Origin of the sequence: Chitinivorax sp. PXF-14, assembly GCF_040812015.1 — a bacterium.
In the GTDB taxonomy this organism is placed as follows: Bacteria; Pseudomonadota; Gammaproteobacteria; order Burkholderiales; family SCOH01; genus JBFNXJ01.
In genome coordinates, this window is the sequence record NZ_JBFNXJ010000001.1 from 458,726 (window position 1) to 478,001 (window position 19,276).

Genomic DNA, 19,276 nt, shown 5'->3' on the forward strand with positions numbered 1-19,276 from the left:
CGAGGTTTCTTTTTTCGCTCGATTATAACCTTGTTATACTTTCGCCCCATGACAGTAACCAACTCTTCTTCTGCGGCCGTGCTGGCGCTGGCGCGCGAAGTGCTGCAAATCGAGGCATCGGCCATCCTGGGCTGTGCCGACAAGCTTGACGATGGCTTTGCCCGCGCCGTCGATATCGTGCTGGCCTGCAAGGGGCGTGTCGTGGTGAGCGGTATGGGCAAGTCCGGCCATATCGGCCGCAAGATCGCCGCGACGCTCGCCAGTACCGGCACGCCGTCCTTCTTCATGCACCCCGGCGAAGCTGCCCACGGCGATCTGGGGATGATCGCCCCAAGCGATGTGGTGCTGGCGCTGTCCAACTCCGGCGAGAGTGAGGAGCTGATTGCGTTGCTGACGCCGATCAAGCGCCGTGGCGTGCCGCTGATCGCGATCACCGGCAAGCGTGATTCGACGCTGGGCCGGCAGGCCGACGTCGTGCTCGATTCGGGGGTGGACAAGGAAGCCTGCACGCTCAATCTCGCGCCGACGGCCAGTACCTCGGCCCAGTTGGCGCTGGGCGACGCGCTGGCCATCGTGCTGCTCGACCGCCGTGGCTTCGGCGCCGACGACTTCGCCATGACCCATCCCGGCGGTAGCCTGGGGCGGCGCCTGCTCGTCCATGTTCGCGACATCATGCACGAGGGCGAGGCCCTGCCTGCGGTGTCCGCCGACACGCTGCTCAAGGACGCATTGTTCGAAATGTCGCGCAAGGGCCTGGGAATGACGGCCATCGTGGATGCCGAACGGCGAGTGCTGGGGGTCTTTACCGACGGCGATCTGCGGCGCGTGCTCAACCGCGACGTCGACCTCAAGGCCACGCCGGTGGGTGAGGTCATGAGCGCCAATCCGCGGCGCATCGGGCCGGAGAAGCTGGCGGCCGAAGCGGTGCAGATCATGGAAGCCAATAAGATCGGCGGGCTGCTCGTATGCGACCCCGATGGCCGCCTGGTCGGCGCGCTCAATATGCAGGACCTGCTGCGGGCCGGCGTGGTATAAGCTGCAGTAGGCTGGGCTGCCCCTGTGCGGGGGCACAATCAAAGGATATTTCATGCAGGCAGTATTCGAGCGGGCGCAGTCGGTCCGCGTAATGATTTTTGACGTAGACGGCGTATTGACCGACGGCAAACTCTATCTGTCCGACAGTGGCGAAGAGATCAAGGCCTTCAATACCCTCGACGGCCACGGGCTGAAGATGCTCAAGGCCAGCGGTGTCGAGCTGGCCATCATCACCGGCCGGCGCTCGCGCCTGGTTGAGCTGCGCGCCAAAAATCTAGGTATCGATCACCTCTACCAGGGCGTCGAAGACAAGCTGACGGCATTCGCCGAACTGCTCGCCAAGCTAGGACTGACGGCCGAGCAGGCAGCCTATATGGGTGACGACGTCGTCGATCTGCCGGTGATGCGCCGCTGTGCCATCGCGTTCACCGTGCCGGCCGCGCCGGCGAGCGTCAAACGCTACTCCCATTATGTCGCGGTTGCCGGTGGCGGTGAGGGTGCCGCGCGCGAGGTGTGCGAGCTGTTGATGCAGGCGCAGGGCACGTTCGATCAGCAAATGGCAAAGTACCTGGAATGACGCTGGAACGTGGCGGTCTGATCGCTCCCATCGCCGTGGCTGCCGCGCTGGCCGCCGGCACCTACTGGCTCGACCGGGTGAGCCAGCTCCCCGGCATCGAGGCGCAGGGCGCCAAGGCCGGGGTGCCCGACGTGACCATGCAGCACTTTCGCGCCACCCAGACCGGCATCAACGGCGTGCCGCAATACATCGTCACCGCGCAACGCGCAATGCATTACCAGTTGGGCAACTACACCGACCTGTTCGGCGTGCGCATGACGGATTACACCCCAAATCAGCCGGTGATGCGTGTCGATGCCGCCGACGTGCGCGTCACGCAGGATGACGAAACCTTCTATTTCGGCGGTAACGTGCACATGGTGCGAGATGCCGATGCCAGGTCGACGCCACTCAATCTGGTCACCACCAAGCTTTGGTCGTGGCCGCGCAAAGGTATGTTGAAGACCGACAGCGCCGTCGAGATATGGAATGACACCATGAAGGTGACTGCAGTCGGCATGGAGCTGGACCGCAACACCCAGATCATCAAACTGAAATCGAGAGTCAGGGCGACCTATGTCAAACCTCAAGCCTGAACATTTCATCGCTGCGCTGTTGCTGGCCGCGCCGATTGCCGCGCAGGCGGAGAGCGCCGACCGCAACAAGCCCATCCAGGTCGAAGCCGATGGGTTTACCGGCGATGAAAAGAACAAGACCAGCACCTACACCGGCAACGTCGTGATGACCCAGGGCACGATGGTACTGCGTGCCGACAAGGCCATCATCAAGCAGGATGCCGAAGGCAACTACTTTGCCACAGCCAACGGGTATCCGATCAGCTACCGCGAGAAGCGCGACAACAGCGACGAATACCTCGAAGCCCAGGCCGAGCGGCTCGACTACAACGGCAAGCTCGGGCAGCTGCAGCTGTTCACCAAGGCGCGCCTGAAGCGCGGCACCGATGAAGTGCGCGGCGACTACATCTTCTACGATCAGCAAAATGGCGATTTCAAGGTCGGCCCTGGCGGCGACGCCAAGCCGGCCCAGGGGCAGCAGCCCGGCCGCGTGCGCATGACCATCCAGCCCAAGCCCAAGGAAGGCGCGCCCGCCAGCGGCAAGCCCGCCGAGGCGCCGGCCACGCTCAAGCCCTCGTCCAGCATTGTCAAGCCACGAGAGGAATGAGCCAGGCATGAGTCATCTGGTCGTCAAGAGCCTCAAGAAGGTCTACAAGTCGCGCACCGTGGTGCGTGACGTTTCCCTCAACATCGACAGCGGCGAGGTTGTCGGCCTGCTTGGCCCGAACGGCGCGGGCAAGACCACGAGCTTCTACATGATCGTTGGCCTGGTGCCGACCGATGGTGGCGATATCGAGCTCGATGGCCAGCAGATCACCCATCTGCCGATCCACCGCCGGGCGCGCATGGGGCTATCCTATCTGCCGCAGGAGGCCTCGATCTTCCGGAAATTGACGGTCGAGCAGAACATCCAGGCGATCCTCGAATTGCGCGAGCGTGACAAGGCCGCCATCGAGAATCAGCTCGAAGCCCTGCTGCACGATCTGCACATCGCCCATCTGCGCGATTCGGCGGCGGTCAGCCTGTCCGGTGGCGAACGCAGGCGCGTCGAGATCGCGCGGGCGCTGGCGAGCAACCCGCGCTTCATCCTGCTGGATGAGCCGTTTGCTGGCGTCGACCCGATCGCGGTGCTCGATATCCAGAAAATCATCCGCTTTCTCAAATCGCGCGGCATCGGTGTGCTGATCACCGACCACAATGTGCGTGAGACGCTCGGCATTTGCGATCGCGCGTACATTATTAACGATGGGTCGGTGCTTGCCGCGGGTAAGCCGGATGAAATTGTTTATAATGAATGTGTGAGGAAAGTTTACCTGGGCGAGCACTTCAGGCTCTAGATCGCGCAAGCTACGCACGGGGCGGGCCCCGAACCGCACCGTCGACAATATGAAGCAATCTCTACAACTCAAACTCTCCCAACATCTCGCATTGACGCCGCAGTTGCAGCAGTCGATCAAGCTGTTGCAACTGTCCACGCTGGACCTGAACCAGGAGATCGAGCGTTTCCTGCAGGAAAACCCGATGCTGGAGCGCGCCGACGAGCCAGGCAGCGCGCCTGACATGCCGTCGCCGCAGGAGTTTTCGAGCGAGGGCGCATCGCAGCCGAGCGACACGCCGGCAGAAGAACCACAAGGCAGCAATGAAGATTTCTCGTCCGATGACTGGGGTGAGCCGAGCTACGCCAGCGCACCACGCGACGACGACGATGACAGCGACTACCAGCAGCAGACGGCCGATGTGCCGACGCTGCGCGAATATCTGGAAGACCAGCTGCGCCTGATGCAGCTCGAGACCCGCGACCGGGCCCTGGTGTCGGTGTTGATCGACAACCTCGACGAGGGTGGCTTCCTGCCTGTGCCGCTCGAAGAGATTCTGGAGACCTTGCCGGAAGAACTGGAAGTCGAGCTCGACGAGCTGCGCATCGCGCTGCATCATCTGCAGAACCTCGAGCCTGTCGGCATCGGCGCGCGCAGCATTGCTGAATGCCTGGTGCTGCAGTTGTCCGGCATGCCGAACACGCCCTCGGTTCGCACCGCACTGCAGATTGCGGAGAAGCATCTCGACCTGCTGGCGAGCAAGGATTACACCCGTCTCAAGAAGTTACTCGGGTGCGACGATGCTGCGCTGAAAGACGCCCAGACCATCATCCGAAACCTGAACCCGCGCCCCGGCGCCGAGTTTGCGCAGAGCGAGAACCGCTACATCGTGCCCGATGTCGTGGTGAAGCAGGTCAAGGGCATCTGGACGGCCAGCCTGAACGGTGCCGCCATGCCCAAGCTCAAGATCAACCGCATGTACGCCAATATCCTGCAGCAGCACCGAGATAATGGCGGCTCGCAACTCGCCATGCAGTTGCAGGAGGCCAAGTGGCTGATCAAGAATGTGGAGCAGCGCTTCGACACCATCCTGCGCGTGGCGCAGGCCATCGTCGATCGGCAGTACCGCTTCTTCGAGCATGGTGAAGTTGCCATGCGGCCCTTGGTGCTGCGCGACATTGCCGAGGCGCTGGATCTGCATGAGTCGACGATTTCGCGCGTCACCACGCAGAAGTTCATGCTCACACCGCGCGGCATTTTTGAACTAAAGTATTTTTTTGGCAGTCATGTAGAGACGGACGCTGGCGGCGAATGCTCCGCCATTGCGATCAAGGCGCTCATCAAACAGCTGGTGGGCGGAGAAGACCAGAAAAAGCCGTTATCAGACAGTGTCATATCCGATTTGCTGGCCAAGCAGGGCATCGTCGTCGCCAGACGCACGATTGCCAAGTACCGCGAAGCCATGCAGATCCCCCCGGTTAACCAGCGCAAGTCCCTGTAACGAAGTAAGGAGAACCTTATGAATCTCAACCTCAGTGGGCATCACCTGGAAATCACGCCAGCCATTCGTGACTATGTGATTTCGAAGCTGGACCGTGTCACCCGGCATTTCGATCATGTCATCGACGTGAACGTCGTGCTGTCGGTCGACAAGCTGCAACAGAAGATTGATGTCAATGTCCACCTGCGAGGAAAAGACATACACGTCGAGGCCACCGATGAAGACATGTATGCTGCCATCGACGCCTTGGCTGACAAGCTGGATCGCCAAGTATTGAAATACAAGGAGAAGTTCCAAGAACGCCGACACGATGGCGGTATCAAGCATCAGCAATTGGGTGAGATGGCCGAAGAGGAATAATCGGTCGAGTCCCCGGTGGTCGTCGCGCCGATGGCGCCGCGCGGCCGCCCAGAGTGGGTAGCAAAGACGTATCGACCAATATGGGCTGTGCTGGATGAGAGGGGCGTTCCGCGCCCCTCTTTTTACTTGTTATGTTCGTCTGGCGTGAGGGCGGGCGTCGCAAGCACGCCACAGCTGCCCGCTCAATACGATGCCTGGCTGGCGCCATGGTGGCAGCGCAGGGCTTAGCGGGCTAGAATTGCCAATATTTGCTGAATTTGGGGCGCCGTGTAGCGGCGTCGTGTATGAGTCTTCTGATCAAGAAAATTCTGCCAGCCGAGAACGTATTCTTCGATCTCGACGTGGCAAGCAAGAAGCGGGTATTCGAACAAGTCGGCCTGCTGTTTGAAAACAACAACAATATCGGCCGCAGCACGGTATTCGATGCGCTGTTTGCGCGTGAGAAACTGGGCTCCACCGGGCTTGGGCACGGCGTGGCTGTGCCACACGGTCGCGTCAAGGGGCTCAAGGAGGCGATCGGCGCCTTCGTCAAACTCAAGCAGGCGATTCCATTCGATGCCCCCGACGGCAAACCGGTGGGTCTGCTGTTTGTCTGGCTGGTGCCGGAAACCGCAACGGATTTGCACCTGCAGCTGTTGTCCGAGCTGGCCGATATGTTCAGCCACAAGCTGTTCCGCGAAAAACTCGAGCAGGCAACCGACGCCGCCGAAGCGCATCGCCTGATCATGGGCTGGGAGCCGTATGCCCCAAATTAGCGTTCAGCAGCTCTACGACGACAACGCCAAGAAGATGCAGCTTACCTGGGTCGCCGGCACGGCCGGGGCCGGTAATCTGCTGACCAACGATATCGTGCAGAAGCCGACGCTGGCGCTGGTCGGGCACCTCAATTTCGTTCACCCGAACCGGGTGCAGGTGCTCGGTGTAGCGGAGATGGACTATCTGCGCGCGTTGGATGGCAACGTGCTGCGTACCTCGATCGAGCATCTGTTCTCGAACCAGATGGCGGCCATGATCGTGGCCAATGGAGAGAGGGTGCCGCAGGTCCTGGTGGATGCCTGCGAGTCGGCATCGGTGCCGCTGTTCAGCTCGCCGGAGAAGAGCCCCTACCTGATGGACGTGCTGCGCTTCTATCTATCGAAGGCGCTGGCAGTGTCCACGGTCTTGCATGGCGTGTTCCTCGACGTGCTGGAGGTGGGGGTGCTGATTACCGGTGACTCGGCCATGGGCAAGTCGGAGCTGGCGCTGGAGCTGATCTCGCGCGGCCACGGGCTGGTTGCCGACGACGCGGTGGAGGTGTTCCGCGTCGCACCGGAAATACTCGAAGGGCGCTGCCCGCCGATGCTGCGTGACTTCCTCGAAGTGCGCGGTCTGGGCATCCTCAACATCAAGGCGATCTTCGGTGAAACGGCGGTGCGCCCGAAAAAGACGCTGAAGTTGATCATCCACCTGCAGAAGGCCAACCCTGAAAACATGGTGATGCTCGACCGGCTGGCTTCGCACGAAGCCACGCAGGATGTGCTCGGCGTACCGGTGCGCCGCGTCATGCTGCCGGTGGCCGCGGGCCGCAACCTGGCGGTATTGGTGGAGGCGGCGGTACGCAACTACATCCTGCAGCTGCGTGGGCTCGACAGCACCAAGGAATTCATCGAACGGCAGCAACGCTATATGGAATCGGGCGAAGGCATGAACTAGACCGGGCCATGTGTGCCTAAACCTGTTGTGCGGCCCGACACTGAATGATTCTCAAGGAAAATACGCGATGCAGTTGATTCTGATTACTGGCCTCTCGGGGTCCGGCAAGAGCGTGGCGCTCAAGATGCTGGAGGACAGCGGCTATTACTGTATCGACAATCTGCCGACGGTTTTCCTGCCGGACATTGCCAGCTACCTGTGTACCGAAGGCAACGAGAAGATCGCCATCAGCGTGGATGTACGCGGAGGGCCGAGCATTGATGCGCTGCCCCAGCAGCTCGATGCTCTGCGGGCGCAGGGGGTCGATGTGCGCCTGCTCTTCCTTGAAGCCAAGCAGGACGCGTTGGTCAAGCGCTTCTCGGAAACCCGTCGCCGTCATCCTCTTGCCATCTCGACCCTGACCGTCACCGAAGCGATCAGCCTGGAGCGCGAGATGCTGGCTAGGGTGGGCGATCTCGGCCATCGTATCGATACCTCCGACCTCAATGCCAATGCGCTGCGCAACTGGGTGAAGACCTTCGTCGAGCTCGATCAATCCCGCGTGACCCTGATCGTCGAGTCGTTCGGCTTCAAGCATGGCATTCCGCTCGATGCCGACTTGGTGTTCGACGTACGCTGCCTGCCCAACCCGCATTACGACCCGGTGCTGAGGCCGTTGACCGGGCGCGATCAACCGGTGATCGACTTCCTGCTGGCGCATGAAGAGGTCGAGGCGATGTATCTGGACATCGAAACTTATGTCGCACGCTGGTTGCCATGTTTCATCAAGGACAACCGCAGCTACCTGACGGTTGCCATCGGTTGCACCGGTGGCCAGCATCGCTCGGTCTATATGGCCGAGCGCTTGAGCAAGCGCTTTGCGGGCGAACAGCAGGTCATGGTGCGGCATCGCGAGCTGCCCTGATGGCTGGCGCAGCCTTGGGGAGCGGCCGCAGAGCGCTGCTGAGCGTGGACAGGCTCTGCCTAGCCTTGCTGTTGTTCGTGTGCCCAGACATGGTGGCCGCGGCGGACTGGCTGGCGATGCGCACCACGGCCGATACCCATCTGCACAGCCTGGACAAATCCCGGCTGCTGATTGATGGTGAAGAAATCACCTATTGGCGCCGTGTGGTGTTTACACAGCCGCAATTGAGCCGCCACGGTCAGGCGGGGTCCGCACTGTTCTACGAACGCCTCGATTGCGCGCGTCACACGCTGCAGATGAAAAACTGGCTGCTGTACGATCAGGCCGGGAAGCTGATTGACCAGGCTGCTGAGCCTGACCGGGAGCCCAGTCCCATCGTGCCGGATTCCCTGGCCGACAGCCTGGAACAAACCCTGTGCCGCATGATCGGCTCGAAACGCCCGGTACCGGGCATGGACAGCGCCGGCCAGCCCTCGGTACAGGTCGGCAGCAATGGAAGACAGCCGGAGGCGGGCCCGGCTGGCGAGCCTGTTCCCACTCCCCGTTAGAGGACGCCATGCTCGATTGCTATGAACAACTGCTCGCCCAGCCCCCGCGGGTCGAGCGGGCCGACGGCAAGACTGTCACGCTTGCGCTGACCGGCGCGTCCGGTATGCCCTATGGCATGCGCCTGCTGCAGTGCCTGCTGGCAAGTGGTGCCAGGGTCTGGCTGCTGTATTCGCAGGTGGCACAGATCGTTGCCAAGCAGGAAATGGACTGGTTGTTGCCGTCACGTGCCGCGGATGTCGAGCAGGCTCTGGCGATGCGTTTCGAGGCGGCCCCGGGACAATTGAAGGTATTTGGGCGTGAGGAATGGTTTGCGCCCGTCGCCTCAGGTTCGCACCCTGCCGATGCAATGGTGGTTTGCCCCTGCACGATGGGTACGCTGGCGGCGATCGCGCACGGCATGAGCGATAACCTGATCGAGCGGGCGGCCGATGTCATGCTGAAGGAACGCAAGCCACTGGTGCTGGTCCCGCGCGAGACACCGTTCTCGGTCATCCATCTGGACAATATGGCGTTGCTGGCGCGAGCCGGGGCCACGATCCTGCCTCCAAATCCCGGTTTTTACACGCACCCGCAGGCCGTGGGTGATCTCATCGACTTCGTGGTATCGCGGATACTCGATCAAATTGGTATCGGCAATGCGCTGATCAAGCGCTGGGGCGGTCTGGAGGATGCCCCTGCATTCGAATGCTGAAGCCCGTGCTGCGGTGTCAGTTGACGGTTTGTGGGGCCAGCTCGTTGTCGATGAACTCGACGGCGATGGTCTGGGGGGGGGGGGTGATCAGATTGGTGACTTGGGTGTAGTCGAGCCCGTAGAACTCGCGGATTGCCTGTAGCAGCGTGACCGGGTTGTGGCGCGTGTGTTCGTCGATCTGGCCAATCACCCAGCGTGCGTTCTGGAAGGCTTCGTCCTGCTGCAGGTTGCTGAGGAACATGCGGTTGCTGCGAACGAAGCCGGATGCCTCCATGACGGCACTGATGCGGTGCCAGTACTGGCTGCAGAGTTCATTCCCATATCGTTCGTAATCAAGGTTGATCACGATGGCTGTATTCATGCTTGGCTATTCGTGGCTATCGGCCTGATTATTTATAGCACAAATGTCTGACAGTGTTACAGATGGTCGTGCGCAGGCAGGATTATATTTTTTGTCGCGCATGGCCAAGCTGCCGGGCCCGGTGGCGATTTCCATGTGAGGTGAGCTGTGGCGCCCTGTCAGCCGTGCTTGCGGCTTTCTCGATATCCTTGCTTGAACGCATGAATCGCCGCCGCAGAGAGGTTGGCGCTGGCAAAGTGGCTGACCTGGCGCGAAGCCTTCGAGAGCGATGTGTAGGCGCAGGAGCCGGCGATCACCGCCGAGCGCACCGGCGTCAGACTGCCTGCGGCGGCGGGTAGGGCGGCGGCGAGCTGGCTCAGCATGGTAATGAAGTTGTCGCGGGCATCGCCGACAACCTTATCGGACCAGCTGGCCCATAGCTGCTGCGTATGCATGGCACTCAGATAGAGGTCGCGTGTCGTGTTCAGGCCGTGCTCGACCTGTTCCTGCCACGGCTCGTGCTCCGGGTCATGGCCTAGCCAGCAGTCCATCAACTGGCGATAGGGGGCGGACTGCAGCAAATGGGTTGGGACGATTTGCGTGTCAAATTGCGCCATCTTGTACCTGCGCGGGTCTGGTCGATCGGCTTGCCCTGGCATTGGCGTGAGGCTTGTGCTCTTGCCTTTGCCGGGCGGTTTGTCACTGATTCTAAAGTAAATATAATTTCGCTTCTAGTCGCCCGGCCGACGTGGGCTGGGGCGCAGGCATTCACTCAGCGTCATCAACATGGCCGCCGTGGCGCCCCAGATGAAGTGTTCGCCATAGGGCACGGCCAGGTAGCTGCCGCTGCGTTCACCAATCTGGTAAGGGTGGCGCTGGTAGTTGAGTGGGTCGAGCAGATGGGCGAGAGGGACTTCGAATGCCTGCTCGACCTCGTTGACGTCGAGCTGCAATGAAAACCCCGGGCGCACCAGCCCGACCACCGGCGTCACCCGAAAACCGGTGATGGTGATGTACTCCGGCAGCCGTCCGGCAAGCATGACATGCGCGCGCGGCAGGCCGACCTCTTCTTCCGCCTCGCGCAACGCCGTGGCTTCCGGGCTCGGGTCATGAGGCTCCGCGCGGCCGCCGGGGAAGCTGATCTGCCCGGCATGCTTGCTCAGGTGATGGGTGCGCTGGGTCAGCAGAATGGTTGGGCCGCTATCGTGAAAGACGATGGGGGCAAGCACGGCCGCCGGGGTCAGCGGGCCTTCGGGGAGTTCCGGGCGGTCACCCCGGTGCATCGGCGGCAAGGGCGCGGCCAGCCGCTCGCGCAGCCACTGCAGGGTTTCGTCGAAAGTCATGGTGATGCTTGGCGGGCCCGCTCCGCTATGGGGATGAATTCATTCTAGCACTGCGGGCGGGGCGTCGCGTCAGGCTTTGGGGAGCTGGAAGTCGCGCACATGGGCGAGCAGGCGCAGGGTCAGCCCCAGCGCCGCAAGGGTATAGATTGACACGTGGCTGACGGCGTCGAGGCGCGACAACGCAAACAACCCCGCCGCGACGAGGATGGCGACGCTGCCGTAGAAGTCCTTGTGCAGGATGAAAGGGACGTCGTTGACCAGCATGTCGCGGATCAGGCCGCCCCCCACCGCGGTCATGAAACCGATGAATACCACGCCGAACAGCCCAAGGCCGCTGTCGAGCGCCAGTTGCGCTCCGGTCAGGCTGAAGGCGACCAGCCCTGCCGAATCCGCCACGATGAACAGCCTGGATAGCCAGACGTGGCTGCGGCGGTGCAGCTGTACCACCCAGGCCACACCCAGCGTACCGAAAATGGCCCACAGAGGCCGGCTGTCGAGGAAGATGCGGGGCAGGTGGTTGAGCGTGACATCGCGCACGATGCCGCCGCCAATCGCGGTCAGCAACGCGAGGATGACGATGCCCAGCAGGTCGAAACGCTTGCGCACGCCGATCAGATAGCCGCTGACGGTGAATGCGATGGTGCCGACGACGGACAGCAGTTCCACGGGATGGCTGGCTCAGGCTGCCGGCAGGCGGGGCGGCCAGGGGTAGGCCGGGCCGACCGCGCAGAGCCGCTGGACGACCGCCGCGTGAGGTGTGTCGACCACGCCTTGCGCGAACGACACGACCGTCAGGGACGGCACAAACGCCGTCAGCAATTCGTTGGGATGCAGCAGGAAATCCGGGTTGCGCGGGCGGCCGAATTGCTCGTTGCCCCGGGCGAAGGTTTCGTAGAGCAGCACCCCATCCTCCGCCAACGCGCCCAGCAGGTGGGCAAACAGCGGGCGATGCAGGTAATGGCTGACCAGAATGGCGTCGAAACGCTGGCCAGCCAGTGGCCACGGCGCCCCTTCGAGGTCGGCCGTGAGCGTGGTGATGCCCGGCGTGCCGGCCAGCGTCGCTAGCGCCTGCGGGTCCCGGTCCACCGCCAGCACCGGGTGACCAAGCGCCGTCAGTGCGCGGGCGTGGCGCCCATAGCCGCATGCCAGATCGAGCACGTGGCCGCCGGCACGAATCAGGCCGAAATGGCCGGCGAGCCACGGCGATGGCCGGGACGCCTGCGGGTTGGAGGTGGGAAAACGCTCGTCCATGGCGGCTCAGATCGCGACGTTGACGAGCGTCGGGCGCAGGATGTCCAGCACCACCCTGGGGTCGAGGCCGACCAGGTAGCCGCGCTTGCCGCCGTTGATGTAGATGCGCGGCAGCTCGGCGATTGTCTGCTCCATATACACCGGCATCGCCTTGCGCGTGCCGAAGGGCGAGGTGCCGCCGACTATGTAGCCCGAGTGCTTGTTGGCGGTATCGGGCGTGCAGGGCACGATGGTTTTCACGCCGATCAGGCGCGCGAGATTCTTGGTCGAGACTTCGCGGTCGCCATGCATCAGCACCACCAGCGGCCGCTTGGCGTCGTCCTCCATGACCAGCGTCTTGACCACGGCGTGCTCATCGACACCGAGCTCGCGTGCGCTGACCGTGGTGCCGCCATGCTCCTCGTATTCGTAGAGATGGTCGGTAAACGCCGCCTTGTGCTGGCGCAGCACGCGCACGGCGGCGGTGACGGGAACCTTGTCCTGCGACATGTGGCCGGCCCTTACTGGCGACGCCAGGTGGTGCCCTGCGAGCCGTCTTCGAGAATCACGCCGGCAGCCTTCAGCTCGTCGCGGATGCGGTCGGATTCGGCCCAGTTCTTGTTCTTGCGGGCGTCGAGGCGCTGCGCGATCAGCGCGTCGATCTGTTCGTTGCTGAGGCCGTCGGCCGAGCCCGCCTGCAGGAAGGCCTGCGGATCGCGTTGCAGGAAGCCGAGCAGGCCGGCCAGAGCCTTGAGCAGGCCGGCTTCGGCGGCCGATTGCGTGCGGTTCACCTCGTTGGCCAGTTCGAACAGCACTGATACCGCTTCGGGCGTGGCGAAGTCGTCGTTCATCGCGGCCTGGAAGCGCTTGGCGTATTCGTTGCTCCAGTCGATCTCGACCGCAGCTGCAGGCACGTTCTTGAGCGCCGTGTAGAGGCGCGTCAGCGCGTGCTTGGCGTCGTCCAGATGGACGTCGGAATAGTTGAGCGGGCCGCGGTAGTGCGTGCGCAACATGAGGAAGCGCACGACTTCGGCATCGTACTGGGCCAGCACGTCGCGGATCGTGAAGAAATTACCGAGCGACTTCGACATCTTCTCGTTGTCGACGTTGAGGAAGCCGTTGTGCATCCAGTAGTTGACATAGGTATGGCCGTGCGCGCCCTCGGCCTGGGCAATTTCGTTCTCGTGGTGCGGGAACTGCAGGTCCTGCCCGCCACCGTGGATGTCGAAATGCTCGCCCAGGTGATGGCAGCTCATCACCGAGCATTCGATGTGCCAGCCGGGGCGGCCTGCGCCCCAGGGGCTGTCCCAGGACGGCTCGCCCGGCTTCGATGCCTTCCACAGCACGAAATCGAGTGGGTCGCGCTTGTGCGGGTCGACATCGACGCGCTCGCCCGCGCGCAGGTCGTCGAGCGATTTGCCCGACAGCTTGCCGTAGCCCGCGAAGCCATGCACCGAGTAGTAGACGTCGCCGTTGTCGGCCGGGTAGGCGAGGCCGTTGGCGATCAACTGCTCGATCATCGTGATCATGCCCTGCACATGCTGGGTGGCGCGCGGCTCGTGGTCGGGTTTTTGCACGCCGAGCGCGGCGGCGTCTTCGTCCATGTACTGGATGAAACGGCCGGTCAGCGCCTCGATGGTTTCCTGGTTTTCCGCCGCGCGCTTGATGATCTTGTCGTCGATGTCGGTGATGTTGCGTACATAGTTGACCGCGTAGCCGCTGGTGCGCAGCCAGCGCTGCACCATATCGAACACCACCATGACCCGTGCGTGGCCAAGGTGACAGTAGTCGTACACCGTCATGCCACACACGTACATATTGACCTTGCCGGGCGTGATCGGGGTAAAGACTTCTTTCTGGCGGGACAGCGAGTTGTGGATGTGGAGCATGGTGTTCCTTGAGCGGCTATTCTGTAACGGAGCCGGGCGATGATGGTGCCGGGCCGGTCTCGTATTCTAGCAAATCTTGCCGTCTTGCTTGAACGCCGGCCGCAATTGGGCATGTTCCTTGCTGGACTAAAACTTCTCTGGGCTTGATCCAGGTAAAAATGTGGTGACCGGGTTCTGTTAAGATCGAGGGAACGATATGACATACAGGAGCGGCGCATGGGCCCGCACTATCTGAGTTGTTTGTTTGCGCCGGGATCGGTGGCGGTGATTGGCGCGAGTGAGAGCGCCGGTTCGCTCGGCGACGTGGTGACGCGCAATCTGCAGGCTGCCAAGTATCAGGGCAAGATCTACGCGGTGAACAAGCATCACCGCACCGTGCACGGGCTACCCGTGCACCATCATGTGCAGGATATCGACGGGCCGGTGGACCTGGCCGTCATCGCCACACCGGGCGAAGTGCTCGCCGATGTGGTGGCCGATTGCGTGAAGAAGCGCGTCAAGGCCGCGGTGATCCTGTCGCAGGGCCTGATCATGGCCGACCACGAGCATGCCCAGGCGCTCAACCGGGCGCGTGAGTTGGCGCGCAAGGGCGGGCTCAGGCTGCTGGGGCCCAATCTGTTCGGCATCATGCGGCCGGCGCTGGGGCTCAACGCCACGGACTATGTCGGTGCCATCAGGCCGGGCAACCTGGCGCTCGTGTCGCAATCGACGGCGCTGTCCACGGCAATCCTCGACTGGGCCGAGACCAACGACGTGGGCCTGTCCAGCGTCGTGTCGCTGGGCGCGACGGTGGACGTGGATTTCGGTGAGGTGCTCGATTTCCTCGTCAACGACCCGCAGACGCGCGGCATTCTGCTCTACATCGAGGGCATCCGCGACGCGCGCGTGTTCATGAGCGCCTTGCGCGCCGCCTCGCGCACCAAGCCGGTGATCGTGATCAAGGCCGGGCGCAATGGCATGGTGCTGCAAAGCCCGCATACGCACAGCGGCGCCATGGTGGGGCGCGATGATGCGTTCGAAGCGTGCATCCGCCGTGCCGGCGCGGTGCGCGTGCGCAGCGTGGCCGACCTGTTTGCCGCCGCGCGCGTGCTGACCTCCAACTACCGCGCCACCGGGCCGCGCCTGGCCATCATCACCAATGGCGCCGGGCCCGGCGTGATGGCGGCCGATCGCATGTCGGACCTGCACGTGCGCATGGCCAAGCTCAAGGATGAGACCATCGCCCAGCTCGACAAGGCGCTGCCGGCATCCTGGTCGCGCGCCAATCCGGTCGATATCATTGGTGACGCGCCGCCCGAGCGCTTTGAAGCCGCAACGCGCGCCTGCCTGGCCGACGGCAACGTCGACGGCGTGGTGGTCATCTACACCCCGCAAATCCATACCGACGCCGAGGCTACGGCCCGCGTCATGGCCAAGCTGCGAGGCGAGTTTAACAAGCCGCTGCTGCTGGTTTGGATGGGGGAAGGCAAGGTGCAGGCCGCGCGGCGGGTGTTTGCCGAGCACAAGCTCGCCCATTACCGTACGCCTGAGAACGCAATCGAGGTGTTCTGGGCGCTGGCCGTCTACCAGCGCAACCAGAAGCTGTTGCTGCAGGTGCCCGGGCCGCTCGCCCACAAGGAAGACCCGCCACAGCTCGACGAGGCGCGGGCGCTGATCGACCGTGTGCTCGATTCCGGGCGGCAGGTCATGGCGAGCCACGAGGCGCTGCAGCTGCTGTCGTATTTCCATATCCCGATCGCGACCAGCATCCCGGCGGAGAATCAGGACCAGGCCGTGGCGATCGCCGAGCAGCTCGGCTACCCGGTGGCGCTCAAGATCAACTCGACCGACATCCTCTACAAGACCGACGTCAACGGCGTGGTGCTCGGCCTCAAGAATGCCGAGGCGGTACGCGACGCGTTTCGCCTGATCGTCGACGGCGCGCGCCTGCGCCGGCCCGACGCCAAGATCAACGGCGTCACCGTGCAGCCGATGGTGCGCCTGCGCCATGGCCGCGAGCTGATGGTCGGCGTCACGCACGACCCGGTGTTCGGGCCGCTGGTGGCGTTTGGCTCTGGCGGCATCACGGTCGAGATCATCAACGACCGCATGGTGGCGTTGCCGCCGCTCAACGATTTCCTGGCCGAGAAGATGATCCAGGGCACCCGCGTCAGCCGCCTGCTACACGAGTTCCGCAATCTGCCTGCGGCACGTATCGATGCCGTGAAGAGTGTGCTGCTGCGCGTCTCGGAAATGGTGTGCGAGCTGCCGCAGATCCGCGAGATGGACATCAACCCCTTCCTCGCCGACGAGAACGGGGTCGTGGCGCTCGACGCGCGCATCGTGCTGGCCCCGTATTCGACGATGGGCGGGCGCTACGGCCACATGGCGATCCACCCTTACCCGGCCGATCTGATCTCGGCCGCTACGCTGAAGGATGGCACGATCGTCAACGTCCGCCCGATGCGCCCGGAAGACGCGGAGCTGCAGCAGATCTTCGTGCGCGGCCTGTCCGAGGAATCGCGCTACAACCGCTTCATGAACACCATGAAGCAGCTGCCCGACAGCTTGCTGATACGCCTCACCCAGCTCGACTACGCGCGTGAGCTCGCGCTGATCGGCTATATCGTGGACGAGAACGGCCAGGAGCGGCAGATCGGTGTCAGCCGCTTTGCCGCCAACCCCGATGGCGAGTCGTGCGAGTTCGCGCTGGTGGTAGCGGACGACTGGCAGGGCAAGGGGGTGGGCTCGCTGTTGATGAACCGGCTATTCGACGCGGCGCGGCTCAAGGGGCTCAAGGTCATCGAAGGGGAAATCTTCGCCGCCAACAGCAATATGCTCAAGCTGATGGAAAGGCTCGGTTTTGCGATCCGCAACCATGAGGAGGACGCGGCGTTGCGTCGCGCCATCAAAACCCTGTAAAAAAAGTGGAGGAACAATTCCCGCTTGCCTATGCTCAAAGGGAGGCGGCGGGCATTGAGTTGGTCGTCCGCGCAGAGCCTGTTCCGGATATTGGAACGGGCCCTTGGTATCGAACGCTGAACCTCTCCCGTGGCACAGCGGCCGTGATGCAGCCGTTCCGGCAGGGCTGCCGGGGCGGGCAGGTACATCTATAACAGGAGGATGACCATGACCAAGCAATACCCACAACAACCAGGTGAGCACTACTACACTCACCAATCCGAGCCCTATGACCAGCAGGACCTGAGCCGCGGGGACGAAGCTGCGACGCCATCCTATCCGCCCCAGGCCGCCAAGTTCTATTACCAGACCAGCCAGCAGGCGATGGACCGGCGCCTGAACGACAGGCGCGCGCAGCCCGACGACGAATATCGCGAGCAGTTGCTCGCCAACCTGCTGCTGAATGGCAACGAACAGCGCTTGGGCTTCGGCCGGCGCAAGGAAGACTCGGACAAGTGGGTGCACTGATTCCGGCCACAGTGGTTTGCCAATGAAACAGGCCCGGTCTCGACCGGGCCTGTTTCATTGCGGTGGCGCTTGCCGTCAACCATGTGTGCGGGCATGGGCGCGCAGCACATCGAGGAAGTCGGTGCCGTACAGCTCTAGCTTGCGGTCCCCCACGCCGGACAGGCCGTGCAGGGCCTCGAGGCTTTGCGGGCGCTTTTCCAGCATCTGTTTCAGCGTGGCATCGCCGAAGATCATGTAGGCCGGCACGTTCTGCTCTTCCGCCAGGCGCTTGCGGCATTGCCTTAGCGCCGCCCACAGTTCTCGCTCTTCATCGCTGTTGAGCTCGATCGCCTTGCGCTCGCCGTGCGAGCTCGACTTGGCTTCGTCGCGCACGCGCCGCAGCTGGATATCCTGCTCGCCCTTGAGCACGGCCCGGCACGCCTCCTGTAGATGCAGGCCGCCGTGCTCATTGACGCCGAGCATGCCGGTGGCCACGAGCTGGCGCAGCAGGGAGCGCCATTGCGCCTCGGGCACGTCGCGGCCGATACCGTAGGTGGATAGGTGCTGGTGGCCGCATTCGCGCATCTTCTGTGTGTCGCGCCCCAGCAGGATGTCGATCACATGGGCCGCGCCGTAGCGCTGCCCGCTGCGGTAGATGGCCGACAGGGCCTTGCGCACGGCCTCGCTGGCATCCCACATCTGCGGCGGGTTCAGGCACATGTCGCAGTTGCCGCAGGGGCCCGAGTCTTCGCCAAAGTAGTGCAGCAGCACCTGGCGCCGGCAGGAGGGCGCTTCGCAGTAGCCGAGCATGGCGTCGAGCTTCTGCCGCTCGACGCGCTTGATTTCGTCGGGCGAGCCCGATTGCTCGATCATCTCGCGCAGCAGGATCACGTCCTGCAGGCCGTAGGCCATCCAGGCGTGCGAGGGCAGGCCATCGCGGCCGGCGCGGCCGGTTTCCTGGTAATAGCCTTCGAGGCTCTTGGGCAGGTCGAGGTGCGCGACAAAGCGCACGTCGGGTTTGTCGATGCCCATGCCGAAGGCGACGGTGGCGGCCATCACGACGCCATCCTCGCGCAGGAAGCGGCTCTGGTTGGCCTGGCGTGTTTCGGCGTCGAGCCCGGCATGGTAGGGCAGGGCCTTGATGCCCTGTTCGCGCAGCCATTTGGCCGTCTCTTCCACCTTCTTGCGTGACAGGCAGTAAACGATGCCGGCATCGCCCTCGTGGTTGCGCAGGAAATACAGCAGCTGGCGGCGCGGGTTGTCCTTTTCCACCACGGTGTAGCGGATGTTCGGCCGGTCGAAGCTCGACAGGAAGACCTCTGCCTGCTGCAGCGCCAGGCGCTCGACGATCTCCTGCCGCGTGAGCTGGTCGGCCGTGGCGGTCAGCGCGATGCGCGGAATATCGGGGAAGCGCTCGTGCAGTACCGAGAGCTGGATGTATTCGGGCCGGAAGTCGTGCCCCCATTGCGATACGCAATGCGCCTCATCGATCGCGAACAGCGAGATGCGCGCCCGTGCCAGCAGGGCCTGGAAGCGCGCGGTCATCAGCCGCTCCGGCGCGACGTAGAGCAGCTTGAGCTCGCCCGAGAGCAGGTCGCGCTCGACGGTCTGGGCCTCGTCCTGTGCCAGCGTCGAATTCAGGAACGCCGCCTTGACGCCGAGCTGGCGCAGCGCATCGACCTGGTCCTGCATCAGCGCGATCAGCGGCGAGACGACGATGGCGCAGCCCTCGCGCAGCAGGGCGGGCACTTGGTAGCACAGCGATTTGCCGCCGCCGGTCGGCATCAGCACCAGAGCGTCGCCACCGGCCGCCACGCGTTCGACGATGGCCTGCTGCTGCCCGCGGAAATGGGGGTAGCCGAACACGTGGTTGAGAATATGGACTGCGCTGGACATGGGGGACGGGGA

The 19,276-nt window shown here is 63.2% G+C and carries 22 protein-coding genes; 14 read left to right on the forward strand and 8 right to left on the reverse strand.

Annotated features, from left to right (window positions below):
- Positions 1-48 precede the first annotated feature (48 nt).
- From ABWL39_RS02185 to ABWL39_RS02240, 12 genes are all read left to right on the forward strand, one after another.
- Positions 49-1,035, forward strand: a complete 987-nt coding sequence (locus ABWL39_RS02185) for an SIS domain-containing protein (RefSeq protein ID WP_367786730.1) — start codon at positions 49-51, stop codon at positions 1,033-1,035.
- Positions 1,036-1,072: 37 nt separating this feature from the next.
- The gene (gene kdsC / locus ABWL39_RS02190; protein ID WP_367786919.1) at positions 1,073-1,612 is read left to right on the forward strand and encodes a 3-deoxy-manno-octulosonate-8-phosphatase KdsC; all 540 of its coding nucleotides are present in this window, start codon (positions 1,073-1,075) and stop codon (positions 1,610-1,612) included.
- On the forward strand, positions 1,609-2,187 hold the full coding sequence (gene lptC, locus ABWL39_RS02195; protein WP_367786732.1) for an LPS export ABC transporter periplasmic protein LptC: 579 nt from the start codon (positions 1,609-1,611) through the stop codon (positions 2,185-2,187). The genes kdsC and lptC overlap by 4 nt, the downstream gene beginning before the upstream one ends.
- The gene (gene lptA / locus ABWL39_RS02200; RefSeq protein ID WP_367786734.1) at positions 2,168-2,773 is read left to right on the forward strand and encodes a lipopolysaccharide transport periplasmic protein LptA; all 606 of its coding nucleotides are present in this window, start codon (positions 2,168-2,170) and stop codon (positions 2,771-2,773) included. Before lptC ends, lptA begins: the two co-directional genes overlap by 20 nt.
- 7 nt (positions 2,774-2,780) lie before the next feature.
- Positions 2,781-3,503 carry an LPS export ABC transporter ATP-binding protein gene (lptB, locus tag ABWL39_RS02205; RefSeq protein WP_367786736.1) on the forward strand — a complete coding sequence of 241 codons (723 nt, stop codon included), beginning with the start codon at positions 2,781-2,783 and terminating at the stop codon, positions 3,501-3,503.
- A gap of 49 nt (positions 3,504-3,552) precedes the next feature.
- Positions 3,553-4,983: an RNA polymerase factor sigma-54 gene (locus ABWL39_RS02210; protein ID WP_367786738.1), complete on the forward strand. Its 1,431-nt coding sequence runs from the start codon at positions 3,553-3,555 to the stop codon at positions 4,981-4,983.
- An 18-nt stretch (positions 4,984-5,001) separates the two neighbouring features.
- Complete coding sequence (gene raiA, locus ABWL39_RS02215) at positions 5,002-5,343, forward strand: ribosome-associated translation inhibitor RaiA (RefSeq protein ID WP_367786740.1); 342 nt, start codon at positions 5,002-5,004, stop codon at positions 5,341-5,343.
- Positions 5,344-5,627: 284 nt separating this feature from the next.
- A complete protein-coding gene (locus tag ABWL39_RS02220) occupies positions 5,628-6,098 on the forward strand; it encodes a PTS sugar transporter subunit IIA (protein ID WP_367786742.1) in 471 nt (156 codons plus the stop codon).
- Entirely contained in the window at positions 6,085-7,035 is a 951-nt protein-coding gene (gene hprK, locus ABWL39_RS02225) for an HPr(Ser) kinase/phosphatase (RefSeq protein WP_367786743.1), read from the forward strand. Before ABWL39_RS02220 ends, hprK begins: the two co-directional genes overlap by 14 nt.
- 67 nt (positions 7,036-7,102) lie before the next feature.
- On the forward strand, positions 7,103-7,939 hold the full coding sequence (gene rapZ, locus ABWL39_RS02230) for an RNase adapter RapZ (protein WP_367786745.1): 837 nt from the start codon (positions 7,103-7,105) through the stop codon (positions 7,937-7,939).
- Positions 7,939-8,487, forward strand: coding sequence for a surface-adhesin E family protein (locus ABWL39_RS02235; RefSeq protein ID WP_367786747.1), 549 nt, complete (start codon positions 7,939-7,941; stop codon positions 8,485-8,487). The genes rapZ and ABWL39_RS02235 overlap by 1 nt, the downstream gene beginning before the upstream one ends.
- An 8-nt stretch (positions 8,488-8,495) precedes the next feature.
- Positions 8,496-9,179, forward strand: coding sequence for a flavin prenyltransferase UbiX (locus ABWL39_RS02240; RefSeq protein WP_367786749.1), 684 nt, complete (start codon positions 8,496-8,498; stop codon positions 9,177-9,179).
- A 16-nt stretch (positions 9,180-9,195) separates the two neighbouring features.
- On the opposite strand, the gene ABWL39_RS02245 is transcribed toward ABWL39_RS02240, so the two are convergent.
- The 7 genes from ABWL39_RS02245 to cysS form a co-directional block, all read right to left on the reverse strand.
- Positions 9,196-9,540 (reverse strand): hypothetical protein, encoded by a 345-nt coding sequence (locus ABWL39_RS02245; RefSeq protein WP_367786751.1) that lies wholly within the window; start codon positions 9,538-9,540, stop codon positions 9,196-9,198.
- A 158-nt stretch (positions 9,541-9,698) separates the two neighbouring features.
- Entirely contained in the window at positions 9,699-10,136 is a 438-nt protein-coding gene (locus tag ABWL39_RS02250) for a hypothetical protein (protein WP_367786753.1), read from the reverse strand.
- 114 nt (positions 10,137-10,250) lie between these two features.
- Entirely contained in the window at positions 10,251-10,862 is a 612-nt protein-coding gene (locus ABWL39_RS02255) for a CoA pyrophosphatase (RefSeq protein WP_367786755.1), read from the reverse strand.
- 69 nt (positions 10,863-10,931) lie between these two features.
- On the reverse strand, positions 10,932-11,528 hold the full coding sequence (locus tag ABWL39_RS02260; RefSeq protein ID WP_367786756.1) for a trimeric intracellular cation channel family protein: 597 nt from the start codon (positions 11,526-11,528) through the stop codon (positions 10,932-10,934).
- Positions 11,529-11,540: 12 nt separating this feature from the next.
- Positions 11,541-12,113, reverse strand: a complete 573-nt coding sequence (locus ABWL39_RS02265; protein ID WP_367786757.1) for a class I SAM-dependent methyltransferase — start codon at positions 12,111-12,113, stop codon at positions 11,541-11,543.
- Positions 12,114-12,119: 6 nt separating this feature from the next.
- Positions 12,120-12,602, reverse strand: a complete 483-nt coding sequence (gene ybaK, locus ABWL39_RS02270; RefSeq protein WP_367786759.1) for a Cys-tRNA(Pro) deacylase — start codon at positions 12,600-12,602, stop codon at positions 12,120-12,122.
- Positions 12,603-12,613: 11 nt separating this feature from the next.
- Positions 12,614-13,981, reverse strand: coding sequence for a cysteine--tRNA ligase (cysS, locus tag ABWL39_RS02275; protein ID WP_367786761.1), 1,368 nt, complete (start codon positions 13,979-13,981; stop codon positions 12,614-12,616).
- Positions 13,982-14,197: 216 nt separating this feature from the next.
- On the opposite strand from cysS, the gene ABWL39_RS02280 reads away from it, so the two are divergent.
- Both ABWL39_RS02280 and ABWL39_RS02285 read left to right on the forward strand, forming a co-directional pair.
- Entirely contained in the window at positions 14,198-16,882 is a 2,685-nt protein-coding gene (locus ABWL39_RS02280; RefSeq protein ID WP_367786763.1) for a GNAT family N-acetyltransferase, read from the forward strand.
- A gap of 207 nt (positions 16,883-17,089) precedes the next feature.
- Entirely contained in the window at positions 17,090-17,389 is a 300-nt protein-coding gene (locus tag ABWL39_RS02285) for a hypothetical protein (protein ID WP_367786764.1), read from the forward strand.
- Positions 17,390-17,464: 75 nt separating this feature from the next.
- Here the strand turns inward: ABWL39_RS02285 and recQ are convergent, their stop codons facing one another.
- Positions 17,465-19,264, reverse strand: a complete 1,800-nt coding sequence (gene recQ / locus ABWL39_RS02290; protein ID WP_367786766.1) for a DNA helicase RecQ — start codon at positions 19,262-19,264, stop codon at positions 17,465-17,467.
- Between the last annotated feature and the right edge of the window lie 12 nt (positions 19,265-19,276).

Coding starts and splice junctions, on each gene's coding strand:
- ABWL39_RS02185 (WP_367786730.1), top strand. CDS start 49: ATGACAGTAACCAACTCTTCTTCTGCGGCCGTGCTGGCGCTGGCGCGC.
- lptC (WP_367786732.1), top strand. CDS start 1,609: ATGACGCTGGAACGTGGCGGTCTGATCGCTCCCATCGCCGTGGCTGCC.
- lptA (WP_367786734.1), top strand. CDS start 2,168: ATGTCAAACCTCAAGCCTGAACATTTCATCGCTGCGCTGTTGCTGGCC.
- lptB (WP_367786736.1), top strand. CDS start 2,781: ATGAGTCATCTGGTCGTCAAGAGCCTCAAGAAGGTCTACAAGTCGCGC.
- ABWL39_RS02210 (WP_367786738.1), top strand. CDS start 3,553: ATGAAGCAATCTCTACAACTCAAACTCTCCCAACATCTCGCATTGACG.
- raiA (WP_367786740.1), top strand. CDS start 5,002: ATGAATCTCAACCTCAGTGGGCATCACCTGGAAATCACGCCAGCCATT.
- ABWL39_RS02220 (WP_367786742.1), top strand. CDS start 5,628: ATGAGTCTTCTGATCAAGAAAATTCTGCCAGCCGAGAACGTATTCTTC.
- hprK (WP_367786743.1), top strand. CDS start 6,085: ATGCCCCAAATTAGCGTTCAGCAGCTCTACGACGACAACGCCAAGAAG.
- rapZ (WP_367786745.1), top strand. CDS start 7,103: ATGCAGTTGATTCTGATTACTGGCCTCTCGGGGTCCGGCAAGAGCGTG.
- ABWL39_RS02235 (WP_367786747.1), top strand. CDS start 7,939: ATGGCTGGCGCAGCCTTGGGGAGCGGCCGCAGAGCGCTGCTGAGCGTG.
- ABWL39_RS02240 (WP_367786749.1), top strand. CDS start 8,496: ATGCTCGATTGCTATGAACAACTGCTCGCCCAGCCCCCGCGGGTCGAG.
- ABWL39_RS02245 (WP_367786751.1), bottom strand. CDS start 9,540: ATGAATACAGCCATCGTGATCAACCTTGATTACGAACGATATGGGAAT.
- ABWL39_RS02250 (WP_367786753.1), bottom strand. CDS start 10,136: ATGGCGCAATTTGACACGCAAATCGTCCCAACCCATTTGCTGCAGTCC.
- ABWL39_RS02255 (WP_367786755.1), bottom strand. CDS start 10,862: ATGACTTTCGACGAAACCCTGCAGTGGCTGCGCGAGCGGCTGGCCGCG.
- ABWL39_RS02265 (WP_367786757.1), bottom strand. CDS start 12,113: ATGGACGAGCGTTTTCCCACCTCCAACCCGCAGGCGTCCCGGCCATCG.
- ybaK (WP_367786759.1), bottom strand. CDS start 12,602: ATGTCGCAGGACAAGGTTCCCGTCACCGCCGCCGTGCGCGTGCTGCGC.
- cysS (WP_367786761.1), bottom strand. CDS start 13,981: ATGCTCCACATCCACAACTCGCTGTCCCGCCAGAAAGAAGTCTTTACC.
- ABWL39_RS02280 (WP_367786763.1), top strand. CDS start 14,198: ATGGGCCCGCACTATCTGAGTTGTTTGTTTGCGCCGGGATCGGTGGCG.
- ABWL39_RS02285 (WP_367786764.1), top strand. CDS start 17,090: ATGACCAAGCAATACCCACAACAACCAGGTGAGCACTACTACACTCAC.
- recQ (WP_367786766.1), bottom strand. CDS start 19,264: ATGTCCAGCGCAGTCCATATTCTCAACCACGTGTTCGGCTACCCCCAT.